20 protein-coding genes and 2 tRNA genes are annotated in these 23,058 nt (G+C 65.9%); 17 read left to right on the top strand and 5 right to left on the bottom strand.

What is annotated here, in order from left to right; translation table 11 throughout:
• Nucleotides 1-10 precede the first annotated feature (10 nt).
• The 7 genes from gltX (at nt 11) to CXX84_RS00280 (ending at nt 7,293) form a co-directional block, all read left to right on the top strand.
• Nucleotides 11-1,525 carry a glutamate--tRNA ligase gene (gene gltX / locus CXX84_RS00310; protein WP_102974754.1) on the top strand — a complete coding sequence of 505 codons (1,515 nt, stop codon included), beginning with the start codon at nt 11-13 and terminating at the stop codon, nt 1,523-1,525.
• A gap of 13 nt (nt 1,526-1,538) precedes the next feature.
• Nucleotides 1,539-2,285: an HAD family hydrolase gene (locus tag CXX84_RS00305; RefSeq protein WP_102974753.1), complete on the top strand. Its 747-nt coding sequence runs from the start codon at nt 1,539-1,541 to the stop codon at nt 2,283-2,285.
• Between the two features lie 149 nt (nt 2,286-2,434).
• Nucleotides 2,435-2,506: transfer RNA gene (locus tag CXX84_RS00300), tRNA-Gln, on the top strand.
• Between the two features lie 128 nt (nt 2,507-2,634).
• Nucleotides 2,635-2,710, top strand: a tRNA-Glu gene (locus CXX84_RS00295).
• Nucleotides 2,711-2,715: 5 nt separating this feature from the next.
• Nucleotides 2,716-3,882 carry an acyltransferase family protein gene (locus CXX84_RS00290; protein WP_102974752.1) on the top strand — a complete coding sequence of 389 codons (1,167 nt, stop codon included), beginning with the start codon at nt 2,716-2,718 and terminating at the stop codon, nt 3,880-3,882.
• Between the two features lie 7 nt (nt 3,883-3,889).
• Complete coding sequence (locus tag CXX84_RS00285; RefSeq protein WP_102974751.1) at nt 3,890-5,683, top strand: dynamin family protein; 1,794 nt, start codon at nt 3,890-3,892, stop codon at nt 5,681-5,683.
• Nucleotides 5,680-7,293 carry a GTPase gene (locus CXX84_RS00280; protein ID WP_102974750.1) on the top strand — a complete coding sequence of 538 codons (1,614 nt, stop codon included), beginning with the start codon at nt 5,680-5,682 and terminating at the stop codon, nt 7,291-7,293. Before CXX84_RS00285 ends, CXX84_RS00280 begins: the two co-directional genes overlap by 4 nt.
• Nucleotides 7,294-7,324: 31 nt before the next feature.
• Here CXX84_RS00280 and CXX84_RS00275 read toward each other — a convergent pair whose 3' ends face one another.
• The gene (locus tag CXX84_RS00275) at nt 7,325-7,876 is read right to left on the bottom strand and encodes a DUF1697 domain-containing protein (RefSeq protein WP_102974749.1); all 552 of its coding nucleotides are present in this window, start codon (nt 7,874-7,876) and stop codon (nt 7,325-7,327) included.
• 53 nt (nt 7,877-7,929) lie between these two features.
• Complete coding sequence (locus tag CXX84_RS00270; protein ID WP_013601431.1) at nt 7,930-8,649, bottom strand: IclR family transcriptional regulator; 720 nt, start codon at nt 8,647-8,649, stop codon at nt 7,930-7,932.
• A gap of 113 nt (nt 8,650-8,762) precedes the next feature.
• On the opposite strand from CXX84_RS00270, the gene leuC reads away from it, so the two are divergent.
• The 6 genes from leuC (at nt 8,763) to CXX84_RS00240 (ending at nt 15,286) form a co-directional block, all read left to right on the top strand.
• Nucleotides 8,763-10,217 carry a 3-isopropylmalate dehydratase large subunit gene (leuC, locus tag CXX84_RS00265; RefSeq protein ID WP_102975316.1) on the top strand — a complete coding sequence of 485 codons (1,455 nt, stop codon included), beginning with the start codon at nt 8,763-8,765 and terminating at the stop codon, nt 10,215-10,217.
• A gap of 8 nt (nt 10,218-10,225) precedes the next feature.
• Entirely contained in the window at nt 10,226-10,828 is a 603-nt protein-coding gene (gene leuD, locus CXX84_RS00260) for a 3-isopropylmalate dehydratase small subunit (protein WP_102974748.1), read from the top strand.
• A 150-nt stretch (nt 10,829-10,978) separates the two neighbouring features.
• Nucleotides 10,979-12,304 (top strand): UDP-N-acetylglucosamine 1-carboxyvinyltransferase, encoded by a 1,326-nt coding sequence (gene murA, locus CXX84_RS00255; protein ID WP_102974747.1) that lies wholly within the window; start codon nt 10,979-10,981, stop codon nt 12,302-12,304.
• Nucleotides 12,305-12,313: 9 nt separating this feature from the next.
• Nucleotides 12,314-13,087 carry a lysophospholipid acyltransferase family protein gene (locus tag CXX84_RS00250; protein ID WP_102974746.1) on the top strand — a complete coding sequence of 258 codons (774 nt, stop codon included), beginning with the start codon at nt 12,314-12,316 and terminating at the stop codon, nt 13,085-13,087.
• The gene (locus CXX84_RS00245) at nt 13,084-14,136 is read left to right on the top strand and encodes an NAD(P)H-dependent glycerol-3-phosphate dehydrogenase (protein WP_102974745.1); all 1,053 of its coding nucleotides are present in this window, start codon (nt 13,084-13,086) and stop codon (nt 14,134-14,136) included. Before CXX84_RS00250 ends, CXX84_RS00245 begins: the two co-directional genes overlap by 4 nt.
• 1 nt (nt 14,137) lies before the next feature.
• On the top strand, nt 14,138-15,286 hold the full coding sequence (locus CXX84_RS00240) for a D-alanine--D-alanine ligase family protein (RefSeq protein WP_102974744.1): 1,149 nt from the start codon (nt 14,138-14,140) through the stop codon (nt 15,284-15,286).
• A 50-nt stretch (nt 15,287-15,336) separates the two neighbouring features.
• Here the strand turns inward: CXX84_RS00240 and CXX84_RS00235 are convergent, their stop codons facing one another.
• On the bottom strand, nt 15,337-15,840 hold the full coding sequence (locus tag CXX84_RS00235) for a DUF3515 domain-containing protein (protein ID WP_102974743.1): 504 nt from the start codon (nt 15,838-15,840) through the stop codon (nt 15,337-15,339).
• Between the two features lie 261 nt (nt 15,841-16,101).
• Here CXX84_RS00235 and thiL point away from each other — a divergent pair, with 261 nt between their 5' ends.
• Genes thiL through rsmD form a run of 4 tightly spaced genes read left to right on the top strand, consistent with a single transcriptional unit; the run spans nt 16,102 to nt 20,984 of the window.
• Nucleotides 16,102-17,052, top strand: a complete 951-nt coding sequence (gene thiL / locus CXX84_RS00230) for a thiamine-phosphate kinase (protein WP_262982119.1) — start codon at nt 16,102-16,104, stop codon at nt 17,050-17,052.
• 22 nt (nt 17,053-17,074) lie between these two features.
• Nucleotides 17,075-18,061 carry a DAK2 domain-containing protein gene (locus tag CXX84_RS00225; protein WP_102974742.1) on the top strand — a complete coding sequence of 329 codons (987 nt, stop codon included), beginning with the start codon at nt 17,075-17,077 and terminating at the stop codon, nt 18,059-18,061.
• A complete protein-coding gene (locus tag CXX84_RS00220; protein ID WP_102974741.1) occupies nt 18,051-20,315 on the top strand; it encodes an ATP-dependent DNA helicase RecG in 2,265 nt (754 codons plus the stop codon). Before CXX84_RS00225 ends, CXX84_RS00220 begins: the two co-directional genes overlap by 11 nt.
• 45 nt (nt 20,316-20,360) lie before the next feature.
• Complete coding sequence (gene rsmD / locus CXX84_RS00215) at nt 20,361-20,984, top strand: 16S rRNA (guanine(966)-N(2))-methyltransferase RsmD (RefSeq protein ID WP_102974740.1); 624 nt, start codon at nt 20,361-20,363, stop codon at nt 20,982-20,984.
• A 43-nt stretch (nt 20,985-21,027) separates the two neighbouring features.
• Here the strand turns inward: rsmD and CXX84_RS00210 are convergent, their stop codons facing one another.
• Complete coding sequence (locus CXX84_RS00210) at nt 21,028-21,807, bottom strand: spermidine synthase (RefSeq protein ID WP_102974739.1); 780 nt, start codon at nt 21,805-21,807, stop codon at nt 21,028-21,030.
• Nucleotides 21,807-23,036: an aminotransferase class I/II-fold pyridoxal phosphate-dependent enzyme gene (locus CXX84_RS00205; protein ID WP_223252908.1), complete on the bottom strand. Its 1,230-nt coding sequence runs from the start codon at nt 23,034-23,036 to the stop codon at nt 21,807-21,809. The genes CXX84_RS00210 and CXX84_RS00205 overlap by 1 nt, the downstream gene beginning before the upstream one ends.
• Nucleotides 23,037-23,058: the final 22 nt, after the last annotated feature.

Here is a 23,058-nt window from a genome sequence, read left to right as displayed (position 1 = left end):
TGGAGCCACTATGACTACTGCTTCCGCGTCGAATGCTGCCTCCCTGCCCTCCGTTTCTGCCGACACGCCCGTGCGGGTCCGGTTCTGCCCGTCGCCCACCGGGACCCCACACGTCGGGCTGATCCGGACGGCACTTTTCAACTGGGCGCATGCCAGGCACACCAAGGGCACGTTCGTGTTCCGCATCGAGGACACGGATGCGGCACGGGACTCGGAGGAGAGCTACCAGCAGCTGCTTGAAGCGCTGAAGTGGCTTGGCATCACCTGGGAAGAAGGCGTCGAAGTCGGGGGCCCGCACGAGCCTTACCGGCAGTCGCAGCGCCTGGACCTCTACAAGGACGTCGTGGCCAAGCTCATCGAGGGCGGCTATGCGTACGAGTGCTACTCGTCTCCGGAAGAAGTCGAAGCACGCCACCGTGCCGCCGGCCGCGACCCCAAGCTCGGCTATGACAACTTTGACCGCGAGCTGACGGAAGAACAGGTGGCCGCTTTCCAGTCCGAAGGCCGCCAGCCCGTACTCCGGGTCCGGATGCCCGACGAGGACGTCACCTTCACCGACCTGGTCCGCGGCGAGATCACCTTCAAGGCCGGCAGCATTCCGGACTACGTCATTGTGCGCGCTGACGGATCCCCGCTGTACACCCTGGTGAACCCGGTTGATGACGCCCTGATGGGTATCACGCACGTGCTGCGCGGCGAGGACCTGCTCTCCTCCACGCCGCGCCAGGTGGTCCTCATCCGTGCCCTGATGGAACTTGGCGTGGCAGGCTACATGCCGGAATTCGGCCACCTCCCGTACGTTATGGGCGAAGGCAACAAGAAGCTGTCCAAGCGGGATCCGCAGTCCAACCTGTTTCTCCTGCGGGACCGCGGGTTCATTCCCGAGGGCCTCCTGAACTACCTGTCCCTGCTGGGCTGGAGCCTCTCCGCCGACGAAGACATCTTCACCGTGGACCAGCTCATTGAAAACTTCGACGTCCATGACGTCCTGGCCAACCCGGCACGTTTCGACATCAAGAAGGCCGAAGCCATCAACGGAACGCACATCCGGATGCTCGCCCCGGAGGACTTCCGGGAGCGGCTGGTGCCTTACCTGCGCAGCGCAGGCTTCGTGGGCGAGCAGCTCACGGGGCGGCAGGAGGAAGTCCTGACCGAAGCCGCGCCGCTGATCCAGGAACGCATCGCGCTCCTGGGTGAGGCGCCGGACATGCTCGGATTCCTGTTCAAGGACGACGACGCCATCGACGTTGCGGACGACGCCAGGAAAGGCCTTCCGCAGAACCTCGACGAGGTACTGGACGCGGCAATAGCTGCCCTTGACTCTGTGCAGGACTGGACGGCTGAAGACATCCAGTCAGCACTCAAGCAGGCGCTCGTGGAAGACTTGGGACTCAAGCCCCGCCTCGCCTTTGGGCCGGTGCGCACTGCTGTTTCAGGGCGGCGCATTTCGCCGCCGCTGTTCGAGTCCATGGTGATCCTGGGGCGGGACTCCTCTCTTCGCAGGCTCCGGGCTTTCCGTGGCTGATGCAGGCCCGGTAATGACGGTTCACGGCTCGGCGGGGACGGGTGTCCTGGACACGCCCTTCGGTGCGGTCCGGGGGATCCTGTTTGATATCGACGACACCCTGGTGGACCTTGAGTTTTCGATGACCACCGCACTCCGGGAGGTCAGCGAACACCTCCTGCCCGGCATGGACCAGGCCGGGTGGGAGAAGTTCGGCCGGATCTTCACGCACGAAACCACGCATTACTACGACCGGTACCTGGCTGGGGAGCTGACGTTCAACGAACAGCGCCTGCTGCGTGGCCGTGCCGCCCTGGGCCACTTTGGGATTGAGCTTGCAGAAGGCGAACAATCGCACCAGTGGCTCACGGCCTACATGGAAAAGCAGCCGGCCTACGTGAAGCCTTTTCCGGATGTCGTGCCGCTCCTGGACGTGCTGGACCGGGCCGGTATTCCGTACGGCGCGGTCAGCAACAACGTTCATGACTATCAGCGGGCCAAGCTGGATGGTGCAGGACTGGAACGTGTACGGCGGCTGGTTGGAACAGACACGCTCGGCGTGGCCAAGCCCCACCCGTCCATCTACCTGGAAGGCGTCCGGCTCCTGGGCACGGAGCCGGCGGACACGCTGTACGTGGGTGACAACCGCCTGCTCGACGCCGAGGGCTCGACGGCGGCCGGGCTCCTGGGCGTCTGGCTCAACCGGACAGGGGAGAAGGTGCAGGAATTCCGGGGCAATGCGGTGTCCTCCCTGGCGGAGCTGATCGCCCAAGAGTCCTGACCGCCGGCAGCACTCACCCCCGCCGGCGCAGGCTGGCGGGGGGAGTGCGCGCCGATTTGTGCGAGCAGGAAGTCTCGGGTAAAGTAATTTCTCGTGCTGAGGCGCACGGAGCAGGGTAAAAGCCCTGAAAACCGGCCCGAAAGTATCATTGGGATATGGTGTAATTGGCAACACTACGGTTTCTGGTACCGTCATTCTAGGTTCGAGTCCTGGTATCCCAGCTCTGGTTTGAGTGGCAATCAGCAGCTCAGAACAGAAGGTTTCAAGCGGTTCGCCGATTTGAAACCACAGCGAAGTGTATGAAACAATCACTGAGCTTGATCAGCGGAAACGCTGGCGAAAAGTACGCGGCCCCATCGTATAGCGGCCTAGTACGCCGCCCTCTCACGGCGGTAACGCGGGTTCGAATCCCGCTGGGGTCACCAACAAAATGGTCCCGGGCACACGCCCGGGGCCATTTTTCGTTAAGGGTGCGCTAATCCTGACCCAGCCTTGCGGAACGCGCCCTAGCCTGAACGCAGTCGATGTCGGGGGCGTATCTGCGCTGGGAAATCGCTTTGCAGGGAACAGGAATTCACTTAACGCAATCCGGTTGCTCTTGGCGGCAGCCGTCATCCTGTCGCACTCCTGGTGGCTGGGTGGCTACGGGCCCGAGCCTGCTCCCGGCGGGGTAAAACTGGGCAGTTGGGCAGTCCTGGGGTTCTTCGGGATCTCCGGATACCTGATAACCAGGAGCCGGGTGCGGGCAACAACTCCATTCGCCTATTTCAGGGCGCGGTTCCTGCGCATCTTTCCGGGGCTGGCGGTGTGCGTCGCAGATGTGACGTTCATTATTGCCCCGGTAACAGCCGGTTTGGCCGGCGGGACGTACTCCCTGCCTGATGCTTTGCTGTACTTTGTGACCAATCTGTCCGCCGGCACCCCCGGTGTTGCGGTTGGCGGTATCCCTGGATCGCTGGAGGGGCTGCCCGATCCCCGCCTCTGGAACGGCCCGCTCTGGACCCTGTTCTGGGAGATAGTCTGCTACCTCTTTGTTGGCATCGTGTTCTCGATCCTTCGGCCCGAGCTGGGCCGGATCGCTGTATTGGTGCCATTTGTCGTCGGCTCGGCCTATGTCTTCACGCTCGATGCCGGCCGGGGACCCGTGGCAACCCCGCCGGACTGGCCGTTGATCCCGACCTTGACTTTCCTTGCAGGATCACTGGTTTACCTTTTTCAGGATGCGATACCGGCAAACAGGACAGTGCTCGTCACCGTTGTCGGCGTGGTGGCACTGGTTGCCTCCTTGGGGTTCTCGCCCTCCCTGGTTCACCTGCCGCTGACAGTTCTCCTCCTGATCTGTTCCTTGCATCTGCCGCTGTCCCGTATGGGGTCCAGGTTCGACATTTCCTATGGTGTCTATATCTACGGGTGGCCGGTCCAGCAGTTCCTTGCTTCCCTTGGCCTTCATGCCGCAGTGCCGCCTTTGGTGTTTGCAGCCGCCTCCCTGCTGCTTGTCGCTCCGGTGGCCTGGTTGTCCAGCCGCTACGTGGAGGGACCCGCCCAGCGTTGGCGTGGACCAGCGGTCATTCAGCGAAAAGTAAGGGAACTGGCATGATGTTTCTGTGACCTTCCGGAACGAGCAGGACCACCCGCATGATGAGCAGCGTCAGACTTCGGGCAGCGCCGGAGCACTGGCGGCCGTAGCGCTGCTGGAAGAGGTGCGGGGTGATCTGGCCGCCGCCAAACTGCCGCTTGCCTTGCCTGATGCAGAGCAGGCGCGGCGCGAAGCTTCCAGCGCCGTTGCCCAGCTGGAGGACTACATCCTGCCGCGGTACCGCAGCCTTGACGCCCCGCTCCTGGCCGTCGTCGGCGGTTCCACGGGAGCCGGCAAGTCAACACTGGTCAACGGAATCGTGGGACACCCGGTGACCCGTTCGGGTGCCATCCGGCCCACCACCCGCCAGCCCATCCTCCTGCACCACCCGTCCGAGGCGGAGTGGTTCGAGGGCCAGCGCGTGCTGCCGAGCCTGAGCAGGATCCGCGGATCCATCACCGGCGGCTCCGTCCCCGCAAGCCGGGCCGGTGCGGCCCCGGATGCCGCTGCCATGTCTTCCCTTGTCCTCGTGGCCGACCCCGGGGTGCCCGCGGGAATCGCCGTCCTGGACGCCCCCGATGTCGATTCCATCTCGGATGACAACCGGAAACTGGCCGGGCAGCTCCTGGCCGCCGCCGACCTTTGGGTCTTCGTTACCACTGCCAACCGCTACGCCGATGCCGTTCCCTGGAAACTGCTCCTGGACGCGGCATCGCGGGACATCATGGTGGGGGTGGTCCTGGACCGCGTTCCGCCAGGCGCCGAAGCAGAAGTCAGTGAGGACCTGCGGGGCCTGCTGGACCGTGAAGGCCTGCGCGCCGCCCAGCTGTTCGTCATACCCGAGACCACTTTGGACCCCATGGGCATGCTGCCCGCCGGGGCCGTCCAGCCGCTCCGGGGTTGGCTGGCGGATCTGGCTGCCGATGCCGCCGGCCGCTCCGACATCGCCCGCCGCACGCTTAACGGAACGGTCAGGGCGCTGGCGGACCGGGTCTCCGCCGTTGCGCAGGCCGCACGGGAGCAGCAGCGTGCCGCGGCAAACCTGGAGGGTGCCGCTGTCGCTGCCTACGGGGACGCTGCAGACCGCATCCTGGACGCCACAAGGGACGGGGCGCTCCTCAGGGGAGAAGTGCTGGCACGCTGGCAGGATTTCGTGGGGACGGGGGAGTTCTTCCGGACCCTTGAGCAGAACGTGGGCCGGTTCCGCGACCGGGTTGGCGCGTTCTTCCGTGGGGAACCAGCCCCTGCGGTGAGGGTGGAAGCCGCTATCGAAACCGGCCTGCAGGCCGTCATCGTCGACGAAGCCGCCAACGCCGCCGAGGACACGGACCAGCGCTGGCGCACTGACCCCGCCGGACGACAGCTGCTGGGCACGTACGATCTTTCCGGGACGACCCCCGGATTTGAAGACCGCGCCGCCGCTGAGATCCGTGCCTGGCAGGAAGCACTGATGGAGCTGATCCGCACCGAGGGCCAGGGGAAACGGACCCAGGCGCGCTGGCTTTCCTTCGGCATTAACGGGCTGGGCGCCGCCCTGATGATCGTGGTGTTCTCCATGACCGCGGGGCTCACAGGCCTGGAGGTAGGCGTCGCAGGAGGCACCGCCGTCGTAGGCCAGCGGTTGCTTGAGGCCGTCTTCGGCGAGGATGCCGTCCGGCGCATGGCCGAAAAAGCCCGGGAAGACCTTCACACGCGTTGCCAGCGCCTGCTGCAGGAAGAGCGGCGCAAGTTCCTTGCCCGGCTGCCTGAGTATGACGACAGCGCCCCGCAAAACCTCGCCGCGCACGCCGCCGCCCTGGTCCGGCTGGCGGACAAAGCATGAGCCGCCACAGCGATACCCGGGAAGCATCCCGGCTGGACCGCCGGCTTTCGGCGCTCAACGACGCCCGGGAACTCGGCGAAGGCGTCCTTCCTGATGAGTCCCTCCAGGAGGTCTTCAGCGTCCTGGAACGCGCAAGTTCACGGCGGTCGCTCTCCGCGGACCACACGGTTGTCGGGTTCTTCGGCGCCACCGGAAGCGGCAAGTCTTCCCTGTTCAACGCCGTCAGCGGAGCGGAAATTGCGACGGCGGCAGCGCGGCGTCCGACCACCTCGGAACCTCTCGCCGGGGTGTGGGGAGCCGAAGGCAGCGAGCCCCTGCTGGACTGGCTGGAAGTCCGCAACCGCCACCACGCAGCAGCCGTCGAAGGATTCGCGGACGACGATACCGGCCTGATCCTCCTGGACCTGCCGGATTTTGACTCCACCAAGGCGGCCAACCGTGAAGTGGTGCAGCGGATGGTGGGCCTGGTAGACGTCCTGGTATGGGTTTTGGACCCGCAGAAGTACGCGGACGCTGCAGTGCACAACGATTTTCTTTCCCGGTTGGCTTCCCACGGCGCGGTGACCCTGGTGGTTCTGAACCAGGTTGACCGGTTGCCGGAGCGTGATGTCCAGCCGGTCCTGGAATCCCTGCGGTCGATTTTGGCCAGGGATGGGCTTGGCAAAGTCCAGGTGCTCGCCGCGTCAGCATTAACCGGGACCGGCGTTGAGCAGGTCCGGGCCGCCATCCGTGGTGTTGCCGTGAAACGCAAAGCCCAGTCGCAGCGGCTTGCCGCCGATATCACGAAGGCATCGGCCGACCTGGGTGCTGTATCCGGCCAAGGAAGCGCAGCCGGTGTCCGGCCTGCAGCCAGAACGCGCCTGGCTGATGAACTGGCCGTGGCAGCGAACGTACCGGTGGTGGTCCGCGCAGTAGGCCAGTCCTACCGGCTGGAGTCAGTCAAACGCACCGGGTGGCCCGTGACCCGTTGGCTGTCCAGGTTCCGTGCGGATCCCCTGCGGCGGCTCAATCTGCGCAGCGCGGCACCGTCGGAACTGAACCGGACATCGCTGCCGCCGGCAGGAGCGCCGGAACGGGCACGAACGGATGCCGCTGTGCGTGAATTCGCCGACGCCGCGAGTGCAGGTGCCCCCGGTCCCTGGCGTGCTGCCATCCGGGGAGCCGCCCGGGAGGGAAGGGAACTGTTGCCCGACGCCCTTGACCAGGCCATCGCCGGAACGGACCTTGCCGCAAACCGTAAATCCTGGTGGTGGGGGGTCTTCAACGTGGTGCAGTGGCTGGCGCTGTTGACCGTCGTGGGCGGCCTGGGCTGGCTCGGTGTCCTGGCGGGCCTGGGGTATTTCCAGATGCCCGTCCCCGAAGTGCCCCGGGTTGAGGGCTGGCCGGTCCCCACGCTGATGATCGCCGGGGGAGTGGTGCTGGGAATCTTCCTTGCCATCACCGGCCGGTTTGTTGCCGCGGCTGCCGCGAACGCACGGGCGGCGAGGGCGCGGAGACGGCTCAATGCGGCCGTGGCGGCAGTGGCGCAGGAACTTGTGGTGGAACCGGTCGAGATCGAGGTCAGCAGGCAGGCTGCCTTTGACGCCGCCCTTAAGACGGCCGCCGGCTGACCCTGCTGCTGACAGCCAATGCTGCAGGGCGTTATCCGGGGTCTGCGGGGAGCTCGGCGGCAGCGTCCCTGACCTTGATCAAGGTCCTGAGGTTCCGCGTTGTGGTGCCGGCCTTGAACCTGGGTTTGGCGGAGACCTTGCTGAAGGGGCTGTCGAGCGTCCCTCCGGCCGGGGCGAGCCAGGCCAACGCCTCCGGGCCAAGCCTCAACTGCTCGTTTCCTTCAAGTGCGGCGCCCGCCGCCTCAAGTTCGTCGAGCATTGCTTTGTCGGAGGAGAGCGTGATGTAGGTGTGGGTGGTTTTGTCGTCATCCGGGTAGGGGCAGGCCGCCACGAGTTCCGAGATCCGGGCTGCGTCGAGAACCACCACCCAGGCGTCGTAGCCGAATGCGTCCCGGAGGCACCTCTCACACCCGCGCTTTACAGCAGTAGCGTCCAGGTCGCTGCTGAGGACCACGTTGCCGCTTGCAAGCAAAGTGCGGGCATCGGCAAAGCCCGCAGCCTTCAGGGCCTCCCGGAGCCCGGCCATTTTGATATTGATGCCGCCCACGTTGATGCCCCGGAGAAAAACCGCATAGGTGCCCATCCCGAAATCCTAGCGGCGGCACTGCCGGTTGGAGCCGGCAGCCGGATAGTTGTTCAGTCGTTGTTCTTGCGCAACGCCTCGGTGAGGACCCGGCCGGCGTTGCACACCACTTCCGCGTGCAACCGGCCCGGCTGGCGGGTGAGCCGCTCGATGGGGCCGGAGATGGAGACGGCAGCTATCACGCGGCCGGAAGGTCCCCGCACCGGTGCGGACACGGAGGCGACCCCCGGCTCACGTTCGCCGAGGCTTTGGCCCCAGCCCCGCCGTCGTACGCCGGCCAAAACTGTTGGCGTGAAGCGGGCTGACTGCAGCCCTTCGAGGAGGCGGTCGTGGTCTTCCCAGGCGAGCAGCACCTGGGCCGCTGACCCGGCCTTCATGGACAGCTGCGTGCCTACCGGGATGGTGTCACGCAGGCCGATCGGACGCTCGGCGGACGCGACGCACACGCGCCAGTCACCCTGGCGCCGGAAGATCTGGGCGCTTTCGCCGGTGGCGTCGCGCAGCTGCATCAGCACGGGGCCGGCGGAAGCTATCAGGCGGTCCTCGCCGGCGGCGGATGCGAGCTCGACCAGCCTGCTTCCCAGGACAAAGCGGCCCTGGATGTCGCGGCTTACCAGGCGGTGATGCACCAGGGCCAGGGCCAGGCGGTGCACGGTGGGCCTGGCCAGTCCGGTTGCTGCAACAAGCTGCGCCAAAGTAGTGGGGCCGGCCTCAAGTGCGTCAAGCACCTGGGCTGCTTTATCTATGACACCGACTCCACTAGAATTGTCCATGTAATGATATTGCCGTCTCATTATCTGAGATGCAAATCTTTCGGCTGGCGCAGTGCGAAGGCGTACTGGTTCAGTAGATCTCATCAGCCAAACAGCAGTGAAGGGAGATGGCCATGGCAAAGACATTGGCCGAGAAAGTCTGGGACGCACACGTGGTGCGCAAAGGTGATGGCGACGGAGCCAACGCCCAGCCCGACCTTCTCTTCATCGACCTCCACCTGGTCCACGAGGTAACGTCCCCGCAGGCATTCGAAGGTTTGCGGCTGGCCGGCAGGAAGCTGCGCCGCCCGGACCTCACCATCGCCACGGAGGACCACAACACTCCCACGCTGGACATCGACAAGCCTATCGCGGACCTGACCAGCCGCACCCAGATCCAGACCCTCCGCAACAACTGCGCCGAGTTTGGTGTCCGGCTGCATTCCCTCGGTGACGCCGAGCAGGGCATCGTCCACGTGGTGGGACCGCAGCTGGGCCTGACCCAGCCGGGGATGACCGTGGTGTGCGGTGACTCCCATACCTCCACCCACGGCGCCTTCGGTGCGCTGGCCATGGGCATCGGGACCTCCGAGGTGGAGCACGTCATGGCCACCCAGACGCTGTCCCTTAAGCCGTTCAAGACCATGGCGATCAACGTCGAGGGGACCCTGCGCCCCGGCGTCACCGCCAAGGACATCATCCTGGCCGTGATCGCCAAGATCGGCACCGGCGGCGGGCAGGGCTACGTCCTTGAGTACCGCGGCTCCGCCATCCGCGCGCTGTCCATGGACGCCCGCATGACCATCTGCAATATGTCGATCGAGGCGGGTGCCCGTGCCGGCATGGTGGCGCCGGATGAAACCACCTACGAGTTCATGAAGGGCCGCCCGCACGCCCCCGAAGGCGCTGACTGGGACGCCGCCGTCGAGTACTGGAACACCCTCCGCACCGATGACGACGCCACCTTCGACGCCCAGGTTGACCTGGACGCCGACACGCTGGAGCCGTTTGTCACCTGGGGCACCAACCCGGGCCAGGGCGTGTCCCTGTCCGAGTCGGTGCCATCCCCGGAGGACTTTGGGGACGAGAACGCCAAGGCCGCCGCTGAACGCGCCCTGCAGTACATGGGCCTCGAAGCCGGTACGCCGATGAAGGACATCCGGGTGGACACCGTTTTCCTTGGCTCCTGCACCAACTCCCGGATGGAGGACCTGCGTGCCGCAGCAGACATCATCCGCGGCCGCCGGAAGGACCCCAACATCCGGATGCTGGTAGTGCCCGGTTCCGCGCGTGTCCGCCTGGAAGCTGAGGCCGAGGGCCTAGACCGGGTGTTCAAGGACTTTGGTGCTGAGTGGCGTTTTGCCGGCTGCTCCATGTGCCTGGGCATGAACCCGGACCAGCTGGAGGTGGGGGAGCGCTGCGCTTCCACCTCGAACCGCAACTTCGAAGGACGCCAGGGGAAGGGCGGCCGCACCCACCTGGTTTCCCCGGTGGTGGCAGCGGCCACTGCCATCCGCGGCACCCTGAGTTCGCCGTCGGACCTCGATCCGGCCCCCGAATCAGCCGCCATCCGCACCGACGCAGCCTAGGACACGCCATGGAAAAGTTCACCACCCACACCGGAATCGGCGTCCCGCTGCGGCAGAGCAACGTGGACACGGACCAGATCATCCCCGCTGTCTACCTGAAGCGCATCACCCGCACCGGGTTCGAGGACGCCCTGTTCTCCGCCTGGCGCAAGGATCCTTCCTTCATCCTCAACCAGGCACCCTTCACCGCCGGTTCCGTCCTGGTCGCGGGCCGGGACTTCGGCACCGGCTCCTCCCGGGAACACGCCGTGTGGGCGCTCAAGGATTACGGCTTCAAAGCCGTCCTCTCCTCCCGTTTCGCCGATATCTTCCGTGGCAACTCCGGCAAGCAGGGCCTGCTTGCCGCCGAGGTCTCGCAGGACGACATCGAACTCATCTGGAAGGAACTGGAGCACGCTCCCGGGACCGAGGTCACCGTGGACCTGGTGTCCAAGACCGTGGTGTGCGGAAACATCGTTGCGCCCTTCGAGATCGACGACTACACCCGCTGGCGGCTGCTCGAAGGCCTCGACGATATTGGCCTGACCCTCCAGCATGAGGCGGACATCACGGCCTATGAAGCCACCCGGCCTTCCTTCAAGCCGAAAACCCTGCCGGCCCGCCTTTCCTGATCCCCCTGAAGCAGCTTTGAAAGGGGCGGCGGCGGCGCGCCACGCCCTGCCGCCGTCGTCCGCGTATTTCGGTTCGGTAACACGACCTCCTATGCTTGGTTGGAGCCTTTGCACGGATTTGAGGGCTAGTGATCGTAAGGAAACCGGTATATGAGTAGTGTTCTGACAATCCGCGGCGGCGTCCCGCTTACAGGCCGCGTCAGCGTCCGGGGAGCAAAAAACCTGGTCCCCAAGGCGATGGTGGCAGCATTGCTGGGCAACGAACCGTCGGTGTTGCGGAATGTTCCGGAGATCAAGGATGTTGAGGTCGTTACCTCGCTCCTGCAGCTCCACGGCGTCACCGTTGTCAAGGATCCCGTGAACGGCGACCTGACGCTTGATCCAAAGGCGGCCAAAACGGCGTCGAGCACCGCCATCGACGCCCACGCAGGCGACTCCCGGATTCCCATCCTGCTCTGCGGACCACTGATCCATGCGATCGGCGAGGCCTTCATCCCCGATCTCGGCGGCTGCAAAATCGGCGACCGCCCCATCGACTACCACCTGGACGTGCTGCGCCAGTTCGGTGCCGTAGTGGAGAAGCGGCCGGGCGGAATCCACATCTCGGCCCCCAAAGGCCTGCACGGAGCAAAGATTTCCCTGCCCTACCCTTCCGTCGGAGCCACCGAGCAGGTCCTGCTGAGCGCCACCCGGGCTGAGGGCATCACCGAACTGTCGGGCGCCGCGACCGAGCCCGAGATCGTGGACCTCATCGCCGTCCTGCAGAAGATGGGCGCCATCATCAGTGTCCAGACGGACCGCACCATCCGCATCGAAGGCGTCCGCGACCTCGGCGGCTACAACCACCGGGCGCTCTCGGACCGCAACGAATCCGCGTCCTGGGCCTCGGCTGCCCTGGTAACCAAGGGCGACATCTTTGTTGAAGGCGCCTCCCAGCGCGACATGATGACCTTCCTGAACACCTACCGCAAGGTGGGCGGCGGCATGGACATCGGTGAAGACGGCATCCGTTTCTACCACCCCGGCGGCAAACTCAATCCCCTGGTCCTGGAGACGGACGTCCACCCCGGCTTCATGACGGACTGGCAGCAGCCGCTGGTCGTGGCCCTGACCCAGGCCGAAGGCGTGTCCATCGTCCACGAGACCGTCTACGAAAACCGCTTCGGCTTCACGGACGCCCTCATCCGGATGGGCGCCAGCATCCAGGTGCACCGCGAATGCCTCGGCAGTGTGCCGTGCCGGTTCGGCCAGCGCAACTTCCTCCACTCCGCAGTGATTTCCGGGCCCACGCAGCTCAAGGGAACCGACATCGACGTTCCTGACCTGCGCGGCGGTTTCAGCCACCTCATAGCCGCCCTCGCAGCCTCGGGCACGTCCCGCGTGACGGGCATCGACATCATCAACCGCGGCTACGAGCGGTTCACCGAAAAGCTGGCCGGCCTGGGTGCCGACTTCGACATCACCACCACGAAGTAGCGGGCAGACGTGAACGAACCGGCCAAGAGCCGCGCGACCCTTGCAGTGGTCGCAGGAATAGTACGTCCCCTGTTCAACCTCATGATGGACAAGACGTGGGAAGGCACCGAAAAGCTGCCGGCCGGGGGTTTCATCGCGGCGCCCAACCACTGCACCGAGATCGACCCCCTGATCATCGGCCACCTCCTGTACAACCACAGGATCGCGCCGCACTTCCTGGCCAAATCCGGTCTCTTCAAGGTTCCGGTCCTGGGCTGGGTCCTGCGGGCCACCAAGCAGATACCGGTGGAGCGTTCGACGGCGGGTGCGAACCGCTCGCTCCAGCTCGCCCAGGAGATTGTTGCCGAGGGTGGTGCCATCATCATTTACCCCGAGGGCACGCTCACCCGGGATCCGCAGCTGTGGCCCATGAAGGGCCACACCGGTGCGGCGCGGCTTGCCCTGGAGGGCGGCATCCCTGTGGTCCCGATCGCCCACTGGGGCGCCCACGAGGTCTTCCCGCGGTACGGCAAGCGGTTCCACCTTTTCCCGCGAAAAAAGTCCAGGGTAGTGGTGGGCGAACCGGTCGACCTGAGCGCCTTCACCGGGCGTCCGCTCGACAAGGCCACGTTGACCGCAGCAACTGACGCCATCATGGACGCCATCACCGCCCTCCTGGCGGAGGTCCGGGGAGAAGAGCCTCCCGCGGAGCGCTGGGATCCGGCCAAGCAGCAGCAGGCGAAGCACGGCAGGTTCGTGGAACGCGGACAGCAGCAGCCCGGTACCGGAACGGAAAATTCGTGAACCCTGGGGGAAAACAGGCGGGCTCGGCCCGCTCCGTTGCTGTCCTCGGCGCCGGTTCCTGGGGGACCACTTTCGCCAAGATCCTGGCCGACGCAGCGGCCGCTGCCGGTGACGAGCGCAGCATCCGGCTCTGGGGCCGGCGCGCCGAAGTGGTGGACCAGATCAACGCCAACCACAGCAATGACCAGTACCTGAAGGACATCCCGCTGCCTGGAAGCATCTCAGCTTCCACCGATGTGGCCGCCGTCCTCAAAGGGGCTGACCTTGTGGTCATCGCGGTGCCGGCACAGTCACTCCGGCCCCAGCTGCGGGAGTGGAAGGGCATGATCGCCCCCGACGCCATGGTTGTGTCCTTGATGAAGGGCCTTGAACTCAGCACGGACGCCCGCATGAGTGAAGTCATTGGGGAGGAGCTCGGGCTGCCTGCCGCACGCATTGCCATCGTGTCCGGGCCGAACCTGGCCATGGAAATTGCCAGGGAGGAACCCACCGCGTCGGTGGTTGCCTGCGCTGATTCCGATGCCGCCGGCTGGATCGCCAGGAGCTGCACGGCTCCCTACTTCCGGCCCTACACCACAGCGGACGTTGTCGGAGTGGAGATCGGCGGAATCGTCAAGAACGTCATTGCGCTGGCTGTCGGCATCTGCGAGGGCAAGCAGATGGGGGACAACACGAAGGCTTCCGTTATCACCCGCGGACTTGCAGAAACGTCCCGCCTTGCTTTGGCACTCGGCGGTGAAGCCAAGACGATGGCCGGCCTGGCCGGACTTGGTGACCTTGTGGCCACCTGTTCCTCGCCGCTCTCGCGCAACCACACCGCCGGGCGGCTGCTGGGCCAGGGCCTGACGCTCGAGGAGGTGGGCCAGAAAATGACCCAGACCGCCGAAGGCATAAAATCCGGCCAGGCCGTCCATGAACTGGCAGGCAAGCTGGGCGTCGAAATGCCCATCACAGCCGCCGTCGTTGCCGTCCTGGCCGGCAAGCTCTCCGTTGACCAACTGGGGCCCGTCCTGCTGTCCCGGGAACTGAAACCTGAAGGCGATTACTGAGATGTCCCATGAGAACCTGGCTGCAGCGGAATCTGCGCCGCGGACGAAGCCCCGGGTGGCGATACTTTTCGGCGGCCGCTCCAGCGAGCACGCCGTGAGCTGTGTGACGGCTGCCGGTGTTTTGGGCGCCATCAACAAGGACAAGTACGAGGTGATTCCGATTGGTATCGCCAAGAGCGGGCAATGGGTCCTCGCATCCGCCGATACCGCGCAATGGTCCCTGGCGGCAACGTCCCTGCCCGAGGTGGCACCTTCGCCGGAGACCGTAACCCTGGCGGAGATCGGAGGCGAGCACCAGCTGATCGTGGCGGCGCCAAACGAGGTGCCGCAGGAACTCGGAACTGTAGACGTGGTTTTCCCGCTGCTTCACGGCCCGTTCGGTGAGGATGGGACCATCCAGGGGCTGCTGGAGCTCTCAGACACCCGCTACGTGGGCGCCGGAGTCCTGGCGTCGGCCGTGGGCATGGACAAGCACTACATGAAAGTGGTGTTTGAGGCCGCCGGACTGCACGTGGGACCGTACGTTGCCGTCACGGACAGGCAGTGGCGCAAGGACCCGGAGCTGGTCCGTAAACAGGTGGACAGGCTCGGATTTCCGGTTTTCGTCAAACCCGCCCGGGCCGGATCCTCCATGGGCATCTCCAAAGTCGATTCCCTGGCGGACCTGGACGCAGCGATCGAGGAAGCCCGCAGGCATGACCTCAAGCTCGTCATCGAGGCCGGCATCATTGGCCGGGAGATCGAATGCGCTGTCCTCGAAGGCAGGGGAACTGATGTTCCCCGGACCTCGATGCCGGGCGAAATTTCCGTGGCCGGCGGCACCCATGACTTCTACGACTTCAACGCCAAGTATGTGGAAGACGACGCCGCATCCCTCAGCTGCCCGGCAGATATTCCGGAGGAAGCCATCTCGCGCGTACGCGAGCTCGCGGCGGCAGCGTTCGACGCCGTTGGCGCTGAGGGCCTCAGCCGGGTGGACTTCTTCTATACTCCTGCCGGCGAACTCATCATCAACGAGATCAACACCATGCCCGGGTTTACCCCCAAGAGCATGTACCCCCAAATGTGGGCAGCCTCCGGGCTCAGCTACGCCGACCTCATCGACGAGCTGATCTACCTGGCGCTGAACCGCAAGACCGGGCTTCGCTGACCCCACCTGCCGGTTCCCTTACCGGGTTCCGCATCGGCCAGGAATCTCACCTATTGGCTGGGCGGCAGGTTCTGCAGGTCCTCCTGGCCCACGCAGTTCCTTGCCGCCGGCACCTTGCCGGCGGCTGCTGCAAGGTCTGCAAGGACGGTGGCAGAGCTGATCTTGTCCGGGTCCATCAGGATCTCGGTCGCCGGTTCGCGCCCATACGTCGTCAGGGTCCACACGGGGTTGCCTTCTTTAATAACCCAGTCGATGCCGTTGACGGTCACGCAGCGGTCCGTGGTGGGGCCGGGGACGTTCACGCCGCAGCGGAGGATCACCAGGGACGGATCGCCCCAGGCCGCCGTCGCCTGGCTGTTCGTTTTCCGCAGCGCGTAGTCACCGATCGCGTCCGGCAAACCCACCATCATGGGCGCGCAGGCGGGGTTGGCGGCGTCTTTGGCTGCAGGAACATCCACGGGAGGCGAGCATGACGTTAAAGGAATGGCCGCAAGGCTCCCAATCAGTGCCAGCCTGGCAGCGCGGGCGGGCAGGGAAAGCTGGGGACGGTGCATTCCCCAAGCCTATCGCCGCATCGGCAGCCAGGCCGACGCCGGGCATGAGCTGCCAGGAATGTCCGGCCCCCGCGATAGCGTAGTGGCGTGCCTGAAAAGCCCTTAGCCCCCCGCCCGCAACCGGACAGCCGGCCTCACCAACAGCCACGCCCGGAACCCCATAGCCGGCCCGTCCGTCAGGCGTCCGCCACACTGCAGGAGCTGACAGTCTCTGCCCTGTCCGAGGCTGAGCTGCTGGCCCGGATATTCCCGCGCCTGGCCATGCAGGGCAAGCACAGCGCCGGCACCCTCCTCGGCCCCGGGGACGACGCCGCCGTCGTGTCTTCTCCGGACGGCAGGACCGTCATCAGCATCGACACGCAGGTGCAGGACCAGGACTTCAGGCTTGAATGGCCCAATGGCTACAAGACCACCGGCTTTGACGTCGGCTGGAAAGCAGCGGCGCAAAATTTGAGTGACATCAATGCCATGGGCGCCAGCGCAACCGCCCTGGTTGTCAGCCTTACCCTTCCCCCCGGCACCCCTGTCCACTGGGTGGAGGACCTGGCGGACGGCCTTACCTCCGGTATCAGTGAGCTCGGTGCCGGCAACTGCTCGGTAGCCGGTGGAGACCTGGGGCGCGGGCGGGAAATCTCCGTAACGGTTGCTGTGCTCGGCACCCTCGCCGGGGGCGCGGCAGTCCTTCGCTCCGGGGCAAAGCCCGGGGACGTCCTTGCCCTCGCGGGAACCGCCGGCCACGCGGCCGCCGGCCTCGCCCTGCTGGAGGCACCCATAGACGTCAATACCCTCAGCGCCGCGGACCGGGGCTTGGTGGAACTGCAATGCCGGCCGCGGCCGCCCCTGGCCGCCGGGCCCGCAGCGCGTGCCGCGGGGGCCACGGCCATGCTCGACATCTCGGACGGCATGCTGCGGGACGGACTGCGGCTGGCTGCAGCCAGCGGTGTCATCGTGGACCTCGATCCGGACCCCCTGAAGCAGCTGGCGGACGTGCTGGTGCCCGCGGCGGAACTGTTGGGCACGGACGCCCGGGACTGGGTGCTTGGCGGCGGGGAGGACCACGGGCTGCTGGCCACGTTCCCCTCCGGCACTCCGCTGCCCCCTGGATTCACTGCGATAGGCTCAATACAAGCACTGGGAATCAACGAAGGCCCGGGCGTCAGGATAGCGGGCCGGTCCGCGGAGACCGGGGGATGGGATCACTTTGCACACTAAGGTTGCCGCCAACGCGCAAGCGATGAAGCGGTGGTTGGGCAAGGCTGAGACGGCACTTGGCAACCACAGCGACCGCCTGAATGCCATCAATATCTTCCCGGTGGCCGACGGCGATACCGGGACCAACCTTTACGTCACCGTTCGTGCAGCGGCGCGTGCCGTGTCCGACAGCGGAGACCAGCCTCTCCAGATGGACGTGGGTGCCGTCCTGGCCACTGCCGGACAGGCGGCCATGGAGGAGGCGCGCGGAAACTCCGGAACACTTTTATCGGTGTTCCTTTCTGCCGCAGCGGAGCCCCTGGCCGGGCATACCCGCCTGACTTCCACGCTGCTCGCGGCAGCCCTCAACCGCGCACAGATCCGCGCCTGGTCGGCCCTGAGCGACCCCGTTCCCGGAACCATGCTCTCCGTGATGGAAGCGGCGGCACGCGCGGCTGCCGCTGTGGACGCCGGGCAAAACGGCGACGACAGCAACCACGCACTGGGTCTCGCCCTGGACGCCGCCGTCGAAGCGGCCCTCGCCGCGGTGATCCACACCGAGGACCAGCTGGACGCCCTGACCTCCGCGCATGTGGTCGACGCAGGCGGCGTCGGCATGCTTCTGATCCTCGATTGCCTGCGGTCAGCCATTCTCGGTGAGGAACTCCAAAGCGAGCTTCTGGACGGACTGCACGGCTACGACGTGTCCGATCCACACATCCACACGGCCTTGCCGGACGACGACGGCGTGGAAGTCATGTGCACCATCAGCCTTTCCCCGCTCAACGCGGCCACCCTCCGCCAGCGGCTGGATGAGATCGGCGAGTCGGTGATCATGAGCCAAGTGGGCAGCGGACCGGATTCGGACGGCAATTACCGGTGGCGGGTCCACGTCCACGTTGCTGAGCCGGACCCCGCCGTCGAGATCATCCGCTCACTGGGGGAGCCCGCCAACATCAGCGTCAGTGACCTCGCGCCGCCGCAAAGTCCGGCAACAGATGCAGTGAACTCCAGCGGGCATGAGCGCTGAACTGGACCTGGCGCTGGAACGCCGCTTAGGGAAACGTTCCGCCGCAGTCATTGAGAAGCACCTGGGCATCACCACGGTCGAGGGGCTGCTGAACTACTACCCGCGCCGCTACATGAGCCGCGGTGAACTGTCGCCGATCAGCGACATTCCACGGGATGAGGAGGTCACCCTGATCGCCCGGGTGCTGTCCAGCAGCACCCGGCGCATGCAGGCACGCCGCGGCACCATCACCGACGTAGTGGTTTCCGACGACGACGGCAGGCAGGGTTTGCGGCTGGTGGGCGGCACGGAGTACCACGGCAAAGCGCCGGGTACGCTCAAAATCAGCTTCTTCAACGGCTACAAGGCCCAGGCGGAACTGCTGCAGGGCCGCAGGGCTCTGTTTTCCGGCAAGGTCACCAGTTTCAAAGGGGCGCTGGGCCTCACCAACCCCGACTACCAGCTCCTGGACGACGACCCGTTCAGCGACGGCGGACGCGACCCGGAAAAAATGGCCGCGATGCCCATTCCCATTTATCCGGCCACCGGGAAGCTCCCCAGCTGGAAGATACAAAAGGCCGTCTCAACACTGCTCGAAACCGCGGACCTGGACTCCCTGCCCGACCCCGTGCCTGCAGACATCGCCGCCCGGGAAAAGTTCCTGTCCATAGCCCAGGCTTACCGGCTGATCCACGAGCCGGAGTCAGTGGCTGACTGGCAGCAGGCCCGCCGCCGCTTCCGCTACCAGGAAGCCCTCGTCCTGCAGTCCGCACTTGCCCGCCGCCGCGCGCAGCTGGCTGCCGAGGAAGCAACGGCCCGCCGGCCCGTCGCTGAGGGGCTCCTGGCCCGCTTCGACGCAGCCCTTCCCTTTACCCTTACTGCCGGGCAGGCCGCCGTCGGACAGACCCTCGCAGACGAACTGGCCCGGGACGTACCCATGAACCGGCTGCTGCAGGGCGAAGTGGGCTCCGGCAAAACGGTTGTGGCCCTCCGGGCAATGCTGCAGGTGGTGGATGCCGGAGGGCAGGCAGCCCTGCTGGCCCCCACCGAAGTCCTCGCGGCCCAGCATTTCGAATCGATCCGGCGCACGCTGGGGCCATTGTCCGGCGACGGCCTGCTGGGCGGGCTGGACGGTGCCTCCGTCCAGGTCTCGCTGCTCACCGGTTCCATGCCCACCGCTGCCCGACGGCAGGCGCTGCTGGATGCGGCGTCAGGGACGGCTGGAATCGTCATCGGGACGCATGCCCTGCTCAGCGATAATGTGTCCTTCTACGACCTCGGACTCATTGTCGTGGATGAGCAGCACCGGTTCGGGGTGGAACAGCGCGACGCCCTTCGCGCCAAAGCCAGGAAGCCGCCGCACCTGCTGGTCATGACGGCCACCCCCATCCCGCGCACCGTTGCCATGACCGTGTTCGGTGACCTCGAAACGTCCGTCCTGGACGAACTGCCCGCTGGAAGGGCTCCCATCGCCACCCATCTGGTGGGGCTCGCCGAGAACCCGGCATGGGCCGGCCGCATCTGGGCCCGCGCCCGCGAGGAGGTTGACGCCGGGCACCAGGTGTACGTTGTCTGCCCCAGGATCGGAACGGACGACGACGGCGACTTCAGCCCGGGGGAAGCGGCGCCGCCCGGGGACGGGGACAGCGACGGCGGGCGGGAGCTCGCGTCGGTAACCGGCGTCGTCGAGCACCTGGCGGAGGAGCCTGCCTTGTCCGGGGTTCCCCTGGCTGCACTCCATGGGCGGCAGGAACCGGACCTGAAGTTCGGCGTGATGGAGGATTTTGCGGCCAACCGGATCAAACTGCTGGTCTCCACCACGGTGATCGAAGTAGGCGTGGACGTGCACAATGCAACCCTGATGGTCATTCTCGACGCCGACAGGTTCGGAATTTCCCAGCTGCACCAGCTCCGCGGCAGGGTGGGCCGCGGCGGTCTCCCCGGGACCTGCCTGCTGGTTACCTCCCTCGAAGCCGGCCACCCCAGCCGGCGGAGGCTTGAGGCGGTGGCAGCGACCACCGACGGGTTCGCACTCTCCGAAGAAGACCTTAAACTCCGGCGCGAGGGCGACATCCTCGGTGCCTCGCAGTCGGGCGGCCGCTCCACCCTGAAGCTGCTGCGGGTCCTCGAACACGGGGACGTCATTGCCCGGGCAAGGGAAGATGCCCAGCAGATTGTGGGCGGGGACCCTGACCTGTCGGCACGTCCTGAGCTTGCCGGGGCGATCGAGAAGTACCTTAATCCGGAAAAGGAGGCGTTCCTTGAACGCGGATAGCATGGTGCACGCCGGATGTCCTGGCGGCGGAGACAGGAGCGTCAGATGAGCCGAATCGTTGCAGGTGCCGCCGGGGGCACTACCTTGACGCCCGTCCCCGGTTCCCTCACCAGGCCGACGACGGACCGCGTCAAGGAGGCGCTCTTCTCCCGCCTCGACGCCTTCAATGTCATCGCCGGCGCCAGGGTGCTGGATCTTTACGCGGGCTCCGGCTCCCTTGGCGTCGAGAGCGGCAGCAGGGGAGCGCAGTCAGTCGACCTGGTGGAATCCGATGCCAAGGCAAGCGCGGTGTGCCAGCGGAATGCCGATCTCGTCAACGGCGTCCTGGGCCGCAAAGCCGTCACCGTGCACCGCTCAAAAGTCGAACCTTTCCTGGACCGTGCCCCGGAGCCGGCAGTGTGGGACCTTGTCTTCCTCGACCCGCCCTACCCGCTCCAGGAGGTGGCCCTGCATGCTGCGCTCCTGAAGCTTGCCCCCCACCTGTCGCCTGCTGCAGTGGTGGTGGTGGAGCGGTCTTCCCGCTCCCCGGAGCCGCAGTGGCCCGGGAGCCTCGCCCGCTTCGCAGAAAAGAAGTACGGGGAAACCAAACTGTGGTTCGCGGAGCCTTTCGTGCCGGATGCGATCGACAGTGAGGACGTTCCGGACACAACGGAAGCAGAGGAACGCTAGCCCCGCCGCTGCCGGCTGCTGCCCGGCATGTCCGGATCAGGGGTCACCCGGCAAAGGGGTCAAGGTCAAGCCCTGCCAATACCTTTGCCGGATGAGGCCCGAGCGCCGTCAGTTCCGCAGTCCAGTCCTCCGGCCACGGGGTCTGCGTGCCGGCGAGGATGATGTTGCCGGGGTGGCGGCCCTCGAACATTCCCGCCTCCGCGAGGGCACCGACGTCGGCCATGGCTTCCCGCATGGCCGTCACCTGGCTCCGGACCAACGTGAGTCCGGGTTCGTCACCCACGTTAACAATCAGCATCCCGGTGGGGCTGAGCCGATCACGTACTTCACGGTAGAAGCCGCTGCATGCCAGGTGCGCCGGGGCGTCCGGGCCGGAGAAGATATCCAGGATGACGACGTCGAACCGGAGCCCGGTTTCAAACCGGGCAAGGGACTCGCGTGCGTCACCGGTGACCGTTTGCAGTCTGGTGCCCTCCGGCAGGGGGAGCTGCCGGAGGACGAAATCAAGCAGCTCACGTTCCAGCTCGACGGCATACTGCTCTGACCCGGGGCGGGTGTCCTGGATATAGCGCGCCAGGGTCAGCGCCCCGGCACCCAGGTGCAGCGCGCGGACCGGGGTTCCGACAGGTGCCGCCAGGTCCACCAGGTGCCCGATCCGGCGAAGGTACTCGTAGAAGATTTCCTCCGGCCGGAGAAGGTTGACATGCGATTGCTCAGCACCGCCGATGCTGAGGACGTAGCTGCCCCCGGTGAAGGCGTCCGGCTCTATGGATGCGTGCTGCCCGCTGGTCCGCAGGAACCGGCTCTCCCGCCCGCCGGGCATCAGAGCCTCCCGCTGAGTGAGGCCAGGCGGCCGGCAGCCTCCTGCAGGACCTCGGTTTTCTTGCAGAACGCGAACCGGAGCAGGCTTCTGGTCCGCTCCGCCCCTTCCGGGTGGCAGAACACCGGGACGGGGATTGCGGCCACGCCCACGAGTTCCGGAAGCCTCCGGGCCAAATCGACGGAATCACTGATGCCCAGGGGTGCCGTGTCCACATTGACGAAGTACGTGCCCTGCGGGGAAAAAACATCGAAACCTGCGGCGTGCAGGCCCTCGCTCAGGATGTCGCGCTTGGCCTGCAGGGATGCGGCAATGCCCGCATAGAAGGAGTCCGGCAGGGCAAGGCCCAGGGCGATGGCTGCCTGGAACGGCGTTCCCGAACTGTAGGTGAGGAACTGCTTCACCGTCCGGACGGCGGCCACCAGATCCTCCGGGCCCGTGAGCCAGCCGATTTTCCAGCCTGTCAACGAGAAGGTCTTTCCCGCGGAGGAAATGGTGATGGTGCGGTCCGAGGCGCCGGGGAGCGAGGCTACGGGTATGTGCCGGACGCCGAAAGTGAGGTGTTCATAGACCTCATCCGTGATGATGACGCTGTTGTGGGTCTGTGCCAGCTCGACGATCCGTTGCAGCACGTCCCGGGGAAAGACGGCGCCGGTGGGATTGTGCGGGTTGTTGAGGAGCACAACCTTGGTCCGCGTGCTGAAAGCGGACTCCAGCGCTGCCATGTCCGGCATGAAGTCCGGGGCCAGCAGCGGCGCGGTCACGTGGGTTGCGCCGGACAGGCCTATGACGGCGCCGTAGGAGTCGTAGAAAGGTTCAAGGGTCAGCACCTCGTCCCCGGGACCGGCGAACGCCAGGAGCGAAGCGGCGATGGCCTCGGTGGCGCCGGTGGTGACCACTACCTCGGTGGCGGGGTCGGGCGAAAGGTTATAGAAGCGCTGCTGGTGGGCAGCCACTGCTTCCCGCAGTTCCGGGAGCCCTTTGCCCGGTGCATACTGGTTGGCGCCTGCTGAAATGGCGGCCCGGGCTGCGTCCCGGATCTCCAGTGGTCCGTCTTCATCGGGAAACCCCTGGCCAAGGTTGATCGCGCCGGTGCGGACAGCAAGGGTTGTCATCTCTTCGAAGATGGTGACGCCCAGCCCTCCGCCGGGGGCCAGGAGGTTCGCTCCCAGGGCCGTACGCTGCCAGGGGGCAGGTGCCAAGGGGGTGGAAAGTTCCCGTGGTGGATGCATCCAGTCATGGTATCCCGGCCTT

Origin of the sequence: Arthrobacter sp. AFG7.2 (genome assembly GCF_002892835.1) — a bacterium.
Taxonomy (GTDB): domain Bacteria; phylum Actinomycetota; class Actinomycetes; order Actinomycetales; family Micrococcaceae; genus Arthrobacter.
This window is presented reverse-complemented; position numbering and strand designations above follow the sequence as displayed.